The 14,850-nt window shown below is 63.0% G+C and carries 13 protein-coding genes and 1 other RNA gene; 6 read left to right on the top strand and 8 right to left on the bottom strand.

The genetic code is table 11. The features are described from left to right. Positions 1 to 335: 335 nt before the first annotated feature. From cmk to gyrA, 7 genes are all read right to left on the bottom strand, one after another. Positions 336 to 998 (bottom strand): (d)CMP kinase, encoded by a 663-nt coding sequence (gene cmk / locus AC56K1_RS16625; protein WP_497158906.1) that lies wholly within the window; start codon positions 996 to 998, stop codon positions 336 to 338. Between the two features lie 17 nt (positions 999 to 1,015). Further along, entirely contained in the window at positions 1,016 to 2,347 is a 1,332-nt protein-coding gene (gene aroA, locus AC56K1_RS16620) for a 3-phosphoshikimate 1-carboxyvinyltransferase (protein ID WP_497158905.1), read from the bottom strand. Next, positions 2,344 to 3,246: a prephenate dehydrogenase gene (locus tag AC56K1_RS16615; protein ID WP_497158904.1), complete on the bottom strand. Its 903-nt coding sequence runs from the start codon at positions 3,244 to 3,246 to the stop codon at positions 2,344 to 2,346. Before AC56K1_RS16615 ends, aroA begins: the two co-directional genes overlap by 4 nt. Continuing rightward, positions 3,246 to 4,349 carry a histidinol-phosphate transaminase gene (gene hisC, locus AC56K1_RS16610; RefSeq protein ID WP_497158903.1) on the bottom strand — a complete coding sequence of 368 codons (1,104 nt, stop codon included), beginning with the start codon at positions 4,347 to 4,349 and terminating at the stop codon, positions 3,246 to 3,248. The genes AC56K1_RS16615 and hisC overlap by 1 nt, the downstream gene beginning before the upstream one ends. A 32-nt stretch (positions 4,350 to 4,381) precedes the next feature. Next, on the bottom strand, positions 4,382 to 5,452 hold the full coding sequence (gene pheA / locus AC56K1_RS16605) for a prephenate dehydratase (protein ID WP_497158902.1): 1,071 nt from the start codon (positions 5,450 to 5,452) through the stop codon (positions 4,382 to 4,384). Positions 5,453 to 5,543: 91 nt separating this feature from the next. Then, complete coding sequence (serC, locus tag AC56K1_RS16600; RefSeq protein WP_497158901.1) at positions 5,544 to 6,635, bottom strand: 3-phosphoserine/phosphohydroxythreonine transaminase; 1,092 nt, start codon at positions 6,633 to 6,635, stop codon at positions 5,544 to 5,546. 127 nt (positions 6,636 to 6,762) lie between these two features. Further along, entirely contained in the window at positions 6,763 to 9,381 is a 2,619-nt protein-coding gene (gene gyrA / locus AC56K1_RS16595; protein WP_497158900.1) for a DNA gyrase subunit A, read from the bottom strand. A gap of 367 nt (positions 9,382 to 9,748) precedes the next feature. Between gyrA and ompA the strand changes: the two genes are divergently transcribed. The 4 genes from ompA to AC56K1_RS16575 all read left to right on the top strand — a co-directional run bounded on the left by ompA (position 9,749) and on the right by AC56K1_RS16575 (position 12,979). Then, complete coding sequence (gene ompA, locus AC56K1_RS16590; protein ID WP_497158899.1) at positions 9,749 to 10,459, top strand: outer membrane protein OmpA; 711 nt, start codon at positions 9,749 to 9,751, stop codon at positions 10,457 to 10,459. A gap of 281 nt (positions 10,460 to 10,740) precedes the next feature. Continuing rightward, positions 10,741 to 11,442: a bifunctional 2-polyprenyl-6-hydroxyphenol methylase/3-demethylubiquinol 3-O-methyltransferase UbiG gene (gene ubiG / locus AC56K1_RS16585; protein WP_497158898.1), complete on the top strand. Its 702-nt coding sequence runs from the start codon at positions 10,741 to 10,743 to the stop codon at positions 11,440 to 11,442. A gap of 19 nt (positions 11,443 to 11,461) precedes the next feature. Then, entirely contained in the window at positions 11,462 to 12,169 is a 708-nt protein-coding gene (locus tag AC56K1_RS16580; protein ID WP_497158897.1) for an HAD family hydrolase, read from the top strand. Positions 12,170 to 12,301: 132 nt separating this feature from the next. Next, on the top strand, positions 12,302 to 12,979 hold the full coding sequence (locus tag AC56K1_RS16575; protein ID WP_497158896.1) for a glycine zipper 2TM domain-containing protein: 678 nt from the start codon (positions 12,302 to 12,304) through the stop codon (positions 12,977 to 12,979). Positions 12,980 to 13,013: 34 nt separating this feature from the next. Here the strand turns inward: AC56K1_RS16575 and AC56K1_RS16570 are convergent, their stop codons facing one another. Next, the gene (locus tag AC56K1_RS16570; protein ID WP_497158895.1) at positions 13,014 to 13,871 is read right to left on the bottom strand and encodes a class I SAM-dependent methyltransferase; all 858 of its coding nucleotides are present in this window, start codon (positions 13,869 to 13,871) and stop codon (positions 13,014 to 13,016) included. 158 nt (positions 13,872 to 14,029) lie between these two features. On the opposite strand from AC56K1_RS16570, the gene ssrA reads away from it, so the two are divergent. Both ssrA and AC56K1_RS16560 read left to right on the top strand, forming a co-directional pair. Further along, positions 14,030 to 14,387, top strand: a transfer-messenger RNA (tmRNA) gene (gene ssrA / locus AC56K1_RS16565). A gap of 220 nt (positions 14,388 to 14,607) precedes the next feature. Beyond that, complete coding sequence (locus tag AC56K1_RS16560) at positions 14,608 to 14,751, top strand: hypothetical protein (protein WP_497158894.1); 144 nt, start codon at positions 14,608 to 14,610, stop codon at positions 14,749 to 14,751. Positions 14,752 to 14,850: the final 99 nt, after the last annotated feature.

Genomic DNA, 14,850 nt, shown 5'->3' with positions numbered 1-14,850 from the left:
TACTCGAGTTAGCCCAGCAGGCCGACGATAATGCAGACTGAACTGGGGTTAGGTTGAAACACACCTGCGGCGACGGAATTGCCGCTGCAGGCACCCTACGTGGACGATGTGATGTGCTTGGTTTTCGCATCACCGGCTCATGAACATCGAACCAGTTACCACGACCACCTCCTCCAGCACGTCGTCCCCGCGAAGGCAGGGATCCAATTTTGCATGCGTACCACGGCGATGACTCGAGCCAACGATATGCACCCAACCTGGATTCCTGCCTGCGCGGGAATGACGGTCTCCTGGCTAACTAAGTCAGCCCTAACCGCCATTTCTAAACTAAAAAACTAAGCATGCGCATACCACGCAAGAACCTGCTCGGCCGCTTCCGCAGCCGTCATGTTCGAGGTATCGAGGAGATGCGCATCTGCTGCGGGGACCAGCGGGGCGATCGCGCGATTCGTGTCGCGCTCGTCTCGCGCCTGCAAATCCGCCAGCAGATCGTCCATATTAGCAGAAATTCCTTTGTCAATCAATTGCTTATACCTGCGCTCGGCACGCGCCTTGACGCTTGCGGTCAAGAAAATTTTTAACTTCGCGCCGGGAAAGATTACGGTGCCCATGTCGCGCCCGTCGGCCACCAGGCCGGGTGCTTCGCGAAAGCCCAGCTGCAGTGCGAACAGCGCGTGGCGCACGGTCGGCAGTGCGGCGATTTTCGACGCCATGTTGCCAACTTCTTCCGCGCGGATCGCAGCCGTCACGTTCTCGCTGTTCAGGTAAATGTCGCCGCCATTGAAACGCGCCGGCAGGTGCTCGGCCAGCTTGGCGATGCCATGCTCGTCGCGCGGCTCGAGGCCGCGGCGCAGCGCCTGCAAGGCGGTCAGGCGGTACAGCGCGCCCGAATCGAGCAAATGAAAGCTCAGGCGCTCGGCGACTTTCGACGCGACCGTGCCCTTGCCCGAGGCGGTCGGGCCGTCGATGGCGATCACTGGAATGGGATTGTTCGGCATAGATTCTTTTTTTGGTGTTAAAACAACTCGTTCTTCGCGATCCCCGCGAATGCTTCGAAATACTCGGGGAAGGTCTTGGCCACGCACTTCGGGTCGTTGATGCGCATCGCGTTGCCGCGCCGCGCCTTGCCGTCCAGCGAAGCGAGCGAAAAGCACATCGCCATCCGGTGGTCGTCGTAGGTGTCGATGGTGGCGGGCTTGAGCTGCTCGGGCGGGGTGATGCGGATGTAGTCCGGCCCCTCCTCCACCTCGGCGCCGAGCTTGCGCAATTCAGTAGCCATCGCGGCCAGGCGGTCGGTTTCCTTCACGCGCCAGCTGGCGATGTTGCGCAGCGTGCTCGGGCCGTCCGCGTACAGCGCGGCCACGGCGATGGTCATCGCGGCATCGGGAATATGGTTGAAGTCGGCGTCGATGGCCTTCAACACGCCGTTCGAACGCGCCTCGATCCAGTTCTCGCCGCGCGTGACGATGGCGCCCATGCGCTCGAGTGCGTCGGCAAAACGCACGTCGCCCTGGATGCTGTGCTCGCCCACGCCCTCGACCCGCACCGGTCCACCGCCGATCGCGCCGGCCGCCAAAAAGTACGAGGCCGACGAGGCATCGCCCTCGACGTGAATGCTGCCCGGCGACGTGTAGCGCTGGCCCGGATGCACGGTGAACGAGGCCCAGCCATTCTGCTCCACCGTCACGCCGAAGCGGCGCATCAGGTTCAGGGTGATCTCGATATAGGGCTTGGAAATGAGCTCGCCGACCACGTCGATCGACACCGCATGCGTTAGCGCCATCAGGGGCGCCGCCATCAGGAGCGCCGTCAGGAACTGGCTCGACACGTTGCCGCGCACCGCCATGCGGTGGGCGTGGATGTGGCCGCGGCGGATACGCAGCGGCGGGAAGCCCGGTTCGCCCGTGTATTCGATCTGCGCGCCGACTTCGTTCAGTGCTTCCACCAGGTCGCCGATCGGGCGCTCGTGCATGCGCGAGACCCCATGCAGGGTGTAGTCGCCGCCGATCACAGCCAAAGCCGCCGTCAGCGGACGGATCGCGGTGCCGGCATTGCCCATGAAGAGGTCGGCCTGGTGGACTGGCAGCACGCCGCCGTTGCCGTGGACGATCACGGTACGTTCGTCGACTTCATCCCATTTGATGCCGAGCGAGCGCAGCGCGCCCAGCATGACCATGGTGTCGTCGGACGCCAGCAGGTCGTGGATGGTGGTGGGGCCTTCGCTCAGTGCCGCCAGCAGCAGCGTGCGGTTCGAGATGCTCTTGGAACCAGGCAGGCGAACCGATCCTTCAACGTGGATGACCGGCTCCAGGTCGATGTGCTCGGGGTAGTGTTTAGACTGCGTCATTCGGTATCCTGGTGAAGCGGCGGGGGCGAGCCGGCCTCGATCGCCTCGATCCATTCGCGCCGCGCGCGCTGCGCGTTGGCGTAAACTGCTTCGAGGCCGGGACCGTCGGCGGCTGCCAAGGTGGCCCGCAACGCCGTTAATTGTGCCAGATAAGCATCGAGCTCGTGGAGCAGGGCGTCGCGGTTGGCCAGGCTGATGTCGCGCCACATCTCGGGGGAGGAGCCGGCGATGCGCGTGAAGTCGCGAAAGCCGCTGGCGGCGTACTGGAACAGCATGCCGGCGTGCGGTTTGGCGGCGATGTCGTCCACCAGCGCATAGGCCAGCAAATGCGGCAGGTGGCTGACCGCGGCGAACACGCGGTCGTGGTCCTGCGGGCTCAGGGTGTGGACCAGCGCGCCGCACAGGCGCCAGGCGTCAGCCACGCGTGCCACCTGCGCCGCGTCGTTCTCAGGCAGCGGCGTGAGCACCGTCTTCTTGCCGCGATAGAGGCCCGCCATCGCGGCGTCCGGCCCGTTCGACTCGCTGCCCGCGATCGGATGGCCCGGCACGAACTGATTGACGCGTGCGCCAAGCGCTGCACGCGCTGCGGCCACGACGTCGCACTTGGTGCTGCCGGCATCGGTGATGACGGTCGAGGGCTCCAGCCAAGGCAGGAGCGAAGCCAGAATTAGCCCGGTCTGCCCCACCGGCGCGGCCAGCAGCACCAGGTCGGCGCCGCGCATGGCTTCTTCGGCAGTAGCGCAGACTTCGTCGACGATACCGAGTTCCAATGCACGCGCCATCGCTTCCGGCGAACGTCCCAGGCCGGCCACGGTACGTACTGCGCCAGCCTCCTTCAGCGCCAGCGCGAACGAACCGCCGATCAGACCGGCGCCGACGATGACCAGCCGCTCGATCATCAAGTCAGGGCCTTCTTCAAAGCTGCGATGAAGGTGGCATTCTCTTGCGGCAGGCCGATCGAGATGCGCAGCCATTGCGGCAGGCCGTAGTTGCCGACCGGGCGCACGATCACCCCCTGCTTGAGCAGCGCCAGGTTCACGCGCGCGCCGGCCGCATCGTCACTGCCGACCTTCACCAGCACGAAGTTGCCGAAGGACGGCACGTATTCCAGGCCCAGTTCCTCGAAGGCCGCAGTCATCTGCGCGTAGCCCTCGGCATTGTTGCGGGCGCCCTTCTCCAGGAATTCCTTGTCGTTCAGCGCGGCGATCGCGGCGGCTTGCGCCAGCGAGTTGACGTTGAAGGGCTGGCGGATGCGGTTCATCAGGTCCGTCACTGCCGGCTGGGCGATGGCGAAGCCCACGCGCAGGCCGGCCAGGCCGTAGGCTTTCGAGAAGGTGCGCGAGACCACCAGGTTCGGGTATTTGCGCACCCAGCCGCTCGACTCGAACTGGTGTTCCGGCGCCAGGTATTCGTTATAGGCTTCGTCCAGCACCACCACGACATTGCCTGGCACTTTCTGCAGGAAGGCTTCGATCTGCCCGGCCGCAATGAAGGTGCCGGTCGGGTTGTTCGGGTTGGCGACATAGACCAGTCGGGTATCGCTTTGAATAGCGGCGGCCATCGCGTCCAGGTCGTGGCCATAGTCCTTGGCTGCGACGACGATCGCGCGGCCACCGACGCCCTGCGTCGCCAGCGCATACACGGCAAACGAATACTGCGAGTAGACGACCGATTCGCCCTTCTGCACGAAGGCGTGGGCGGCGATCTCCAGGATGTCGTTGCTGCCGTTGCCCAGGGTGATCCACTCGGCCGGGACGTCGTAGCGGGTCGAGAGCGCCGCCTTCAGCTCGAAGCCGTTGGCGTCCGGGTAGCGGCCCAGGTCGGCCGCCGCCTGCGCCATCGCGGCGCGGCTCGATTCCGGCACGCCGAACGGGTTCTCGTTCGAAGCAAGCTTGACGATACTGGCTTCGTCAAGGCCGAACTCGCGAGCGACTTCTGCGATGGGTTTGCCGGCCTGGTAAGGGGCAATGGCACGAACGTAATCTGGACCGAATTGCGACATGGGATTCTCGAATAAGTAGTAAAAAGGGGGATTCAGAGGCTCTGCGGATAGGAACCGAGCACCTTGAAGAAGGCCGCGTTGTCTTTCAGCTCACCCAACGCGCGGCTGACGGCCGCATCGTGTACGTGGCCTTCGATGTCGACATAAAAATAGTATTCCCAGGTGCCGATGCGCGCCGGGCGCGATTCAAAACGCGTCATCGACACGCCGTGTTTCGCCAGCGGCGCCAGCAGGTTGTAGACGGCGCCGGCCTTGTTCGGCACGGCGAGCACGACCGAGGTGTGGTCGCGGCCCGAGGGACCGGTCTGCAAACTGCCGATCACCGCAAAGCGGGTGCGGTTGTGCGGGTCATCCTGGATGTGGGCCTGCACCACGCCCAATTGATACTGCTCGCCCGCCATTTCGCTGGCGATCGCCGCGACCGTCGGGTCCTGGCTGGCCAGGATCGCCGCTTCCGCGTTCGAGGCCACGGCGCGGCGCTCGATACCCGGATGGTGCAGGTTGAGCCAGACCTGGCACTGTGCCAGCGCCTGCGAATGCGCGCAGACGACCGTCACGCCATCCATGGAACCGGTTTTCGTCATCAGGCTGTGGTGGACCGGAATGGAGATCTCGCCGCTGATGACTGTGGTGGTGGCCAGCATCAGGTCGAGGGTGCGGTTGATTGCGCCTTCCGACGAATTCTCGACCGGGACCACGCCGAAGTCGGCGGTGCCGGCTTCGGTGGCGCGGAAGACTTCGTCGATCGACACACAGGGCAGCGTCTCGATCGCGGTGCCGAACTGCTGGAATACGGCCTGCTCGCTGAAGGTGCCGGAGGGGCCCAGGTAGGCCACCGTGACGCGCTTTTCCAGCGCGCGGCAGGCCGACATGATCTCCCGGAAGATAGTCTGGACGTCGCCATCCTTGAGCGGGCCGGGATTGCGCTCGGCCACGCCGCGCAGCACCTGGGTTTCGCGCTCGGGGCGGAAGACGGGGGCATTGGTTTCGGCCTTGACGTGGCCGACCTCTTGCGCGATGCGGCCGCGCCGGCTCAGGAGATCCAGGATTTGCGCGTCGATCGCATCGATCTGTTCGCGTAAGGGAGTGAGTTTTTCGGACATATGTTTCAACCAGAAATCGGGCGTTGAGTGATACGCGGCGGTGCATGCGTTCGTTGAACGCGCGGTCGGCAGAGCCGACCACCCTACGGCTTTACCGTCCCGCGAATTCGTTCAAATAATCGACGAGGGCCTGCACCCCCTCGAGCGGCATCGCGTTATAGATCGATGCCCGCATGCCGCCGACGGACTTGTGGCCCTTCAGTTGCAGCAGCCCGCGCGCCTTCGCGCCGGCCAGGAATTGGTCGTTCAGGGATTCGTCGCGCAGGAAGAACGGTATGTTCATGCGCGAACGGCAATCGAGCGCCACGCGATTCTGGTAAAAATCGTCGGCGTCCAGCGCCGCGTACAGCAGGCGCGCTTTCTCGATATTCGTTTGTTCCATGGCCGCCACCCCGCCCTGCTTTTTCAGGTGGGCGAACACCAGCCCGGCGATATAGATCGCATAGGTCGGCGGCGTATTGAACATCGATTCGTGCTCGGCCACGGTCTTGTAGTGGAAGGCCGAGGGGCAATCGGGCAGCGCGTCCTTCAGCAGGTTGTCGCGCACGATCACGATCGTCAGGCCGGCCGGGCCGATGTTCTTCTGGGCGCCGGCGAAGATCACGCCGTACTGCGACACGTCGATTTTCCGCGACAGGATGTGCGAGGACATGTCGGCCACGACCGGCAGGCGCGGATCGACCTTGGGCACGAAGTTGTACTCGACGCCGTCGATGGTCTCGTTGGTGCAGATGTGCAGGTAGGCCGCGCCGGGCGTGAGGCGCCAGGTGTCCTGTGGCGGCACGAAGGTGAAGCCGCCCGCTTCGCCGGATGCGGCGATGTTCACGTTGGCGTAGCGTTTCGCTTCCTTGATCGACTTGCCCGACCAGGTTCCGGTGTGGACGAAGTCGATGGTGGCCGGCTGGCCGCAGCACCCTGCGAGATTCATCGGGATGATGGCGTTCTGCGCCAGTCCCCCGCCCTGCATGAACAGGATCTTGTAGTTCGGCGGCACCGCGAGCAGTTCGCGCAGGTCGGCTTCGGCCTGCTTGTAGATCGAGATGAATTCCGGACCGCGGTGGCTCATCTCCATGACCGACATGCCGCTGCCGTGCCAGTCCAGCATCTCGCTGGCCGCCTGCTGCAGCACTTCCTTCGGGAGGACGGCCGGGCCGGCCGAAAAATTGAATACCTGGGTCGTCATGCGGTCCTTTCGTCCTTGGGTTTGCTGCACATCTTGCCGCCCACCGGGCGCTTGTAGAACACGGCGCGTTGGTTGATCACGTCGACCGGATAAAAAAAGGGCCGCGCAGTCGCGGCCCCGTAGGATGTTACTGCGGACCTTGTTCGAGCTCGACCTCTTCCAGGTCGGTCTCGACGATGCGCTGCAGGCCGGACAGCTTGGTGCCGTCTTCCACTGCGATCAGGGTCACGCCCTGGGTCGCTCGGCCCATCTCGCGGATCTCGGACACACGGGTGCGGATCAACACACCGCCGGTCGTGATCAGCATGATCTCGTCGGTGGTCTCGACCAGGGTGGCGGCGACGACCTTGCCGTTACGCTCGCTGGTCTGGATCGCGATCATGCCTTTGGTGCCGCGGCCGTGGCGGGTGTACTCCGTGATCGGGGTACGCTTGCCGTAGCCGTTCTCGGTGGCCGTGAGCACCGACTGCTGCTCGTTCTCGGCCACCAGCAGCGCGATGACCTGCTGGCCTTCCTCGAGGTTCATGCCGCGCACGCCGCGCGCGGTACGGCCCATCGGGCGCACGTCGTTCTCGTCGAAACGCACAGCCTTGCCGCCGTCCGAGAACAGCATCACGTCGTGCTGGCCATCGGTGAGTGCGGCGCCGATCAGGAAGTCGCCCTCGTCCAGGTCGACGGCGATGATGCCGGCCTTGCGCGGGTTGGAGAAGTCCTTTAGCGGGGTCTTCTTCACGGTGCCGAGCGAAGTCGACATGAACACGTAGTGGTCTTCCGGGAAGGTGCGGTTCACGCCCGACAGCGGCAGGATGACCGTGATCTTCTCGTTGTCCTGCAGTGGGAACATGTTGACGATCGGCTTGCCGCGCGAGTTCCGCGAGCCTTGCGGCACTTCCCACACCTTCAGCCAGTACATGCGGCCGCGGTTCGAGAAGCACAGCATGTAGTCGTGGGTGTTGGCGATGAACAGCTGGTCGATCCAGTCTTCGTCTTTCGTCGCCATCGCCTGCTTGCCGCGGCCGCCGCGCTTCTGGGCGCGATACTCGGCGATCGGCTGCGACTTCATGTAGCCAGTGTGCGAGAGCGTGACCACCATGTCCTGCGGGGTGATCAGGTCTTCGGTATCGAGGTCGCTGGCGTTGTGTTCAATAACCGAACGGCGGGTGTCCTTGCCGTTTTCGGCGTAGTCGCTCTTGATCTGAACCATCTCGTCGCTGATGATGGTCGTCACGCGCTCAGGACGCGACAGGATGTCGAGCAGGTCGGCGATGTGCGACATCACTTCCTTGTACTCGTTGACGATCTTGTCCTGCTCCAGGCCGGTGAGGCGCTGCAGGCGCATCTGCAGGATTTCCTGGGCCTGCTCGTCCGACAGCTTGTACAGGCCGTCGGCCTGCATGCCGTAGTGCTTCGGCAGGTGCTCGGGGCGGAAAGCCTCGACCCCGCCGATGGTGCTGCCTTCGGCGGTACGCAGCAGCATTTCGCGCACCAGGGACGAATCCCAGGCCTGCTGCATCAGCTCGACCTTCGCGATCGGCGGCGTCGGCGCGGCCTTGATGATCGCGATGAAGTCGTCGATATTGGCCAGGGCAACGGCCAGGCCTTCGAGCATGTGGCCGCGCTCGCGCGCCTTGCGCAGCTCGAACACGGTGCGGCGGGTAACCACTTCGCGGCGGTGCGACAGGAAGCACTCGAGCATCTGCTTGAGGTTCAGCAGCTTCGGCTGGCCATTGACCAGCGCCACCATGTTCATGCCGAAGGTGTCCTGGAGCTGGGTCTGCTTGTACAGGTTGTTCAGCACCACTTCCGGCACTTCGCCGCGCTTGAGTTCGATGACCACGCGCATGCCCGATTTATCGGACTCGTCGCGGATGTCGCTGATGCCCTCGAGCTTCTTGTCGCGCACGTTCTCGGCGATACGCTCGAGCAGCGACTTCTTGTTCACCTGGTAAGGCAGCTCGTCGATGATGATCGCGATGCGGCCGCCATCCTTGCCATACTCTTCGAAGTGGGTCTTGGCGCGCATCACCACACGGCCACGGCCGGTGCGATAACCGTCGCGCACGCCCGAGACGCCATAGATGATGCCGGCGGTCGGGAAGTCCGGCGCCGGGATGATCTCGATCAGCTCGTCGATCGTGCAGTCCGGGTTGCGCAGCAGGTGCTGGGCGCCGTTGATGATTTCCGACAGGTTGTGCGGCGGGATGTTCGTCGCCATACCCACCGCGATGCCGGACGAACCGTTGATCAGCAGGTTGGGGATCTTGGTCGGCAGGACGGTCGGCTCTTTTTCCTTGCCGTCGTAGTTCGGCTGGAAGTCAACCGTGTCCTTGTCGATGTCGGCCAGCAGTTCGCTGGCGATCTTGTCCAGCCGGCACTCGGTATAACGCATCGCCGCGGCGCTGTCGCCGTCGATCGAGCCGAAGTTGCCCTGCCCGTCCACCAGGGTGTAGCGCAGCGAGAAGTCCTGGGCCATGCGCACCAGCGTGTCGTAGATCGACGCGTCGCCGTGCGGGTGGTACTTACCCATGGTATCGCCAACCACGCGCGCGCACTTCACGTACGGGCGGTTGAAGTTGTAATTACTCTCGTGCATGGAGTACAACACGCGACGGTGCACCGGCTTGAGGCCATCGCGCACATCAGGCAGCGCTCGCCCCACGATCACGCTCATCGCGTAGTCGAGGTAGCTCTTGCGCATTTCTTCTTCTAGGGAAATGGGAACTGTTTCTTTTGCGAATTGATCCATTGGGCGGGTCGACTGCTTTCAGGCTGATGGTTATGTTTACTAACTCGTGATTCTACCATGCACCTCTTATTGCCAGCACAATTCCTCTGCAACTCGGGAGGCGTCGGCCGAGCCTTCCAGTATTGTCGATCCGGACATAGTGCATTTGCCTCAATGTTGCGGTAAAACAACGTACAATAGAGATATGCATGAAGTTTGATTTAGGTGCAGTCGTACGTTTTAAGTGCCTGTGGCAAAATAGACAGGAAATTAATTGTTTGTTTCACAATGCGAAACTGACCACGGCTAGGGACGTGTTAGTATCTTGACCACAACACCCCGCTGCATAACGCATTGCCGCACGGAATTTACCGAAAGGAAAAAGAATATGAATAAACTGGCAACCCTCCTGCTGATCGCTTCGGCTCTGGCAGGCAACGCGTTTGCACAAAGCGCGCCGCCGTATGCACCGCTGACCACCGACATCAAGGCCCGCACCCCGCACAGCGCCTATGTCCAGGACAGCCGCGGCGTGATCGCCCGTAATCCTTTCGGCCTGTGCTGGCGTACCGGCTACTGGACCCCGGCCGATGCCGTGCCGGGCTGCGATGCGCCAATCTGCGTACCACCAGAGAAGCTGGAAAACGGCCGATGCGTGGCACCGCCCCCACCGCCGCCACCTGCTGTCGTCGAGCAGGCTCCTGCCCCGGCACCTGCACCGGCTCCCGTGCCGACCTCGGAAAAAGTGTCGTACTCGGCTGACGCCTTCTTCGACTTCGACAAGGCGGTACTCAAGCCAGCCGGCAAGGCGGCGCTCGACGACCTGAGCTCGAAGCTGGGCGACATGAACCTGGAAGTCATCATTGCCGTCGGCCACACCGACTCGATCGGCACCGATGCCTACAACCAGAAACTGTCGATCCGTCGCGCTGAAGCCGTCAAGACCTACCTGAAGGGCAAGGGCGTGGAAGAAAACCGTATCTACACCGAAGGCAAGGGCGAGAAGCAACCGGAAGCCAGCAACAAGACGTCCGCCGGCCGCGCCAAGAACCGCCGCGTGGAGATTGAAGTCGTCGGTACCCGTACCGTCAACAAGTAATTCCGGCAGCTTTGCCAAGGACCCCGCTGCGGCGGGGTTTTTTTTCGTTTTCGGCAAGTGCGTACATTGGTAATACGCGTCAAACTTGGATCCCCGCCTGCGCGGGACCGACGGTTATGGGCTGCAGGACTCAGTATCGAGTGCCATCACGCTCACTACACCTGCGTCGCACCCGCGAAGGCGAGGCCAATGCCACGGGCATTGGCTCCCCCAGTTTGCTCGCCTTACCACACACGTATTTTCCGCGCCGCAACTCAATCCATTTCCAGTATTATCCCGCTATGACCACGAACGCAGACCCCTTAGAAATCCAGAAATTCAGCGAGCTGGCCCACCGCTGGTGGGACCCGACCTCTGAATTCCGTCCGTTACATGAAATCAACCCGCTGCGCCTGGAGTGGATCAACGCGCGCGCCCCGCTGCTGGGCAAGAACGTGATCGACATCGGCTGCGGCGGCGGCGTGCTGTCCGAAGCGATGGCGCGCAAGGGCGCCAAGGTTACGGGCATCGACCTGTCGAAAAAGGCCCTGAAGGTCGCCGACCTGCACAGCCTCGAATCGGGGGTCGAGGTACGCTACAAGCACATCGCGGCCGAAGAGATGGCCGATGCGGAAGCTGGCCAGTTCGACGTCGTCACCTGCATGGAAATGCTCGAGCACGTGCCCGACCCGGCCTCGATCGTGCAGGCCGCCGCCAAACTGGTCAAACCGGGCGGCCATGTGTTCTTCTCGACCTTGAACCGCAACCCGAAGTCCTACCTGTTCGCCGTCATCGGCGCGGAATACATCCTGCGCATGCTGCCGCGCGGAACCCACGACTATGGCAAATTCATCACGCCGGCCGAACTGTCGCAATATGCGCGCCTGGCCGGCCTGCAGGTCGACAGCCTCAAGGGCCTGACCTACAATCCGCTCACCAAGATCTATTCGCTCAACAACGACACCGATGTGAACTACATGGTGGCGTGCAGCAAACCTCTCTGATCCGGCTTTTCATCTTCCTATGACTCTCCCGACCGTCCTGCCGGCACCGCGTGCCATCCTGTTCGACCTCGATGGCACGCTGGCCGACACCGCGCCCGACCTCGCGGCCGCCGTCAACTGGCTGCGCACCGAGCGCGGCTTGCCTCCGACCCCGTACGCGGTGCTGCGTCCGACGGCCTCGGCCGGCGCGCGCGGCATGATCGGCGCCGCCTTTGGCCTCGGTCCCGGCGATGAGGGCTATGAAGAGCTGCGCCTGCAGTGGTTCGACCGCTACCAGGACAACATGGCCGTGCACAGCACCTTGTTCGGCGGCGTCGCCGAACTGCTGCTGGGCATCGAAGAGGCCGGCATGGCCTGGGGCGTGGTCACCAACAAGCCGGCGCGCTTTACCGATCCCCTGATTCCGCAGATCGGCCTGTCGCATGCGGGCTGCGTGGTCTCGGGCGACACCACCCCGCGCGCCAAGCCGCATCCGGACCCGCTGCTCGAAGGCGCGCGCCGCCTCGGCGTCGATCCGCAGCATTGCTGGTACGTGGGCGACGACAAGCGCGACATCGAAGCCGGACAAGCGGCGGGCATGCTCACGGTCGCCTGCAACTGGGGCTATTGCGGCGCCATCGAGCCGTCCACCTGGGGCGCGGACTACCTGCTCGACACCCCGACCGACCTGCTGCAGACCCTGCGCAGTGTGGTGGAAACGGCACGCCTGGCCGAGCGCGCGGCCTGAGTCTTTCCCCTGGCGTGCCGCCTGGTCCGCTTACATCTCCTTACGACTGATACAGGCTCCGGTCTATCTCCAAGCCGAGCCTGCCAGTAATCTACTCCCATACGACAACACATTGTCATCTAGGAGCAGAACATGGAAACCACCGCACGCCTTAACCGCATTCATCCCCTGATGGCCGCCGCCGCCGCATCGGTCGTGATCGTCAGCCTGACCGGCGCCGCCGCCATTACCGGCCTCCTGCCGAGCTCGAACAGCGCGCCCGACACCCTGGCAGCCAACCCGGCCTATGCCTACCAGCAGCCAGGAATGGTCCCGATGACCAATGCCCAGGGCCAGCTCGTGATGGTGCCGGCCGCAGCCGTGCAAGGCCAGGGGGCAACGCCGTTTGCGGCAGCCCAGGTCACGCCGCAGATGGCGATGCAGCTGGCGGCCGGTCCGCAGCAGCAATACCAGCAGCCGATGCCGCTGGCAGGCCAGCCGGTAGCCTACATGCAGCAGGCAGCCCAGCCTGCGCCTGTGGTGGTGAAAGAAGTAATCAGGGAAAAGCCGGTGGTGCGCGTGGTCGAGAAGACCCGCGTGGTGCACCATCACCATACCGCCAAGGCCACCCGCGCCAGCGAGCCGCGCTACTACGCGCAGCCTGCCCCGGCACCGGCCCAGCCGAACTATGTCGGCATCGGTACCGGCGCCGTCATCGGCGGCCTGATCGGTAACCAGATCGGCGGCGGCAACGGCAAGAAGCTTGCTACCGTGGCCGGCGTGATCGGTGGCGGCTTCCTCGGCAACGAGATTGCCAACCGCAACCGCTAAGCTGCACTTCCCCCCGCAAACACCGCAGGCGCCTTCAGCCTGCGGTTTTTTTCCGGAAAATGCAGACGATGATGTCGCTCGGGAAAATGCGCAGCACGGGAATCGCGCACAGGATGGCGATGTATTGGACCCACAGCGACAGCGGCGAGACATTGCCCGCGCAGCTCAGGCGCTCGCGCAGGCCCCTGGCGCGCAGGGCCGGCAGTTCTGCGCTGTCGACCAGCTCGAAACCGCGCCCCGCGACCAGCGTCGACAGGTTGTGCGGGCTGAAATAATGCACGTGCGGCGATGGCAGGTCTTTTTGCCACAGACGCTCGAAGGGCGTACGCCACCCGAGGCGGGCGATAAATTTTGACAACTGGTAAAAAAACCCGCGGCTGCTGGGCAGGTTGAGGATCAGGATGCCCTCGTGGTCGAGGCGCTGGCGGCAAGCCTCGAGCGCACTGCCGATGTCCGGGATGTGTTCGATGACGTCGTTGAAGACGATCACGTCGAAGCGTTCGTCATCGCGCAAGACATCCGGGAAGAAGCCGGCGCGCACCGGCAGGCCACGCGCCGCGGCGCGCGAACCGACCACCGCGTCGGGCTCGACGCCGAGCACGTCGAAATCGTCGCGCGCCGTCTCCAGGAACCAGCCATGGGCGCTGCCCACGTCGAGCAGCCTGCGTGCCCCGGGCCGCGCATGCCGTTTGGCGTACTGGACGATCGCGCGGAAGTTCTCGAGCCGCAGCGCCTTCAAGCCGGCTTCGCGCTCGGCCTCGTTGACCTCGGGGCCCGTATGCTCGTTGATCGCCACCGACAGCGCCGCACTTTCATAGTGGCAGGCCGGGCAGGTCGCATGCCATGCCGCGAGCCCTGCCGTTTGACGATTACCGCAGACGATACAGACCATTGTCATTCCTTGTCGAAAGAACACATGCAGACTGTGTAACCCGACCATGATATGGCAGTTTTGACATGCTTTGTGCATAATCGCGGACTGCTTGACATTCGCCGCGATTTACGCCGTGCTACGCACGCAGACAAATTGGAGTACAATGGAAGTTCGTTGGGGGCGACCTGGTTTCGACGTGGGTTGCGAAGCAGCGCAGGGCATACCGAGGACTGGTTACCTCGTAAATACATCCAGAAAATCAATAACTGCAAACGATAACTCGTACGCACTCGCAGCTTAATTGCTGCTAGCTCTACAACACCTCGCCCCTGGGGTGGCCGCAAGGCAGTAGAGTCATTTACAGGGGCTCGCAGTAGGCTGGGTTACTTAGTCGACTGTTAAATAATAGGTAACTCGCTTGTACAAAGGGTGCACATCCCCGTTGTCCAGGTTAAATTAATTGATAGTGCTAAGTATGTAGAACTGTCTGTAGAGTGCTTGCGGACGCGGGTTCGATTCCCGCCGCCTCCACCAACCGCATTTTTTTGATTGCGCGACCAACGCAGTCCGAAGTAGTCCGAAGCCGTCCATCGTGACGGCTTTTTTTCGTCCGTCCCTCTACGCCCACTCCTCCCGAAGTTGATCATAAGATACACAAGGTCGTCCAAACTGGACATCCCTTGTACTTACACTGCCGAGCACTTTTGAGGGTATTATCCAAGGTATCGAACGCACAACATCTTGGAGGATGACCATGGCTGGGGGTATCGAGAAAAGGCTGACCGAGAAGACGATCAAGGCGTGGAAGGACAAGGCCAAGCCCGGCAGCAAGCTGGCCGACGGTGGCGGCCTGCACCTGTTCATGACCCCCGCTGGCACCCACTGGTGTCCAAGATAATTCGATACCTCTTCACTAGAGTGCCCCCGGCCGCTTCGAGGGCACTGTTCTAGCTTGTTTTGGACGCGTTCGGGCAGGCTTCGTGTTGATCACGGGAGG

It is taken from the genome of Telluria sp. ZB4P37, assembly GCF_059685855.1.
This window is presented reverse-complemented; position numbering and strand designations above follow the sequence as displayed.

Excerpts from the sequence above, each read along its gene's own strand:
- cmk (WP_497158906.1), bottom strand. The coding sequence starts at position 998 with ATGCCGAACAATCCCATTCCAGTGATCGCCATCGACGGCCCGACCGCC.
- aroA (WP_497158905.1), bottom strand. The coding sequence starts at position 2,347 with ATGACGCAGTCTAAACACTACCCCGAGCACATCGACCTGGAGCCGGTC.
- AC56K1_RS16615 (WP_497158904.1), bottom strand. The coding sequence starts at position 3,246 with ATGATCGAGCGGCTGGTCATCGTCGGCGCCGGTCTGATCGGCGGTTCG.
- hisC (WP_497158903.1), bottom strand. The coding sequence starts at position 4,349 with ATGTCGCAATTCGGTCCAGATTACGTTCGTGCCATTGCCCCTTACCAG.
- pheA (WP_497158902.1), bottom strand. The coding sequence starts at position 5,452 with ATGTCCGAAAAACTCACTCCCTTACGCGAACAGATCGATGCGATCGAC.
- serC (WP_497158901.1), bottom strand. The coding sequence starts at position 6,635 with ATGACGACCCAGGTATTCAATTTTTCGGCCGGCCCGGCCGTCCTCCCG.
- gyrA (WP_497158900.1), bottom strand. The coding sequence starts at position 9,381 with ATGGATCAATTCGCAAAAGAAACAGTTCCCATTTCCCTAGAAGAAGAA.
- ompA (WP_497158899.1), top strand. The coding sequence starts at position 9,749 with ATGAATAAACTGGCAACCCTCCTGCTGATCGCTTCGGCTCTGGCAGGC.
- ubiG (WP_497158898.1), top strand. The coding sequence starts at position 10,741 with ATGACCACGAACGCAGACCCCTTAGAAATCCAGAAATTCAGCGAGCTG.
- AC56K1_RS16580 (WP_497158897.1), top strand. The coding sequence starts at position 11,462 with ATGACTCTCCCGACCGTCCTGCCGGCACCGCGTGCCATCCTGTTCGAC.
- AC56K1_RS16575 (WP_497158896.1), top strand. The coding sequence starts at position 12,302 with ATGGAAACCACCGCACGCCTTAACCGCATTCATCCCCTGATGGCCGCC.
- AC56K1_RS16570 (WP_497158895.1), bottom strand. The coding sequence starts at position 13,871 with ATGGTCTGTATCGTCTGCGGTAATCGTCAAACGGCAGGGCTCGCGGCA.
- AC56K1_RS16560 (WP_497158894.1), top strand. The coding sequence starts at position 14,608 with ATGGCTGGGGGTATCGAGAAAAGGCTGACCGAGAAGACGATCAAGGCG.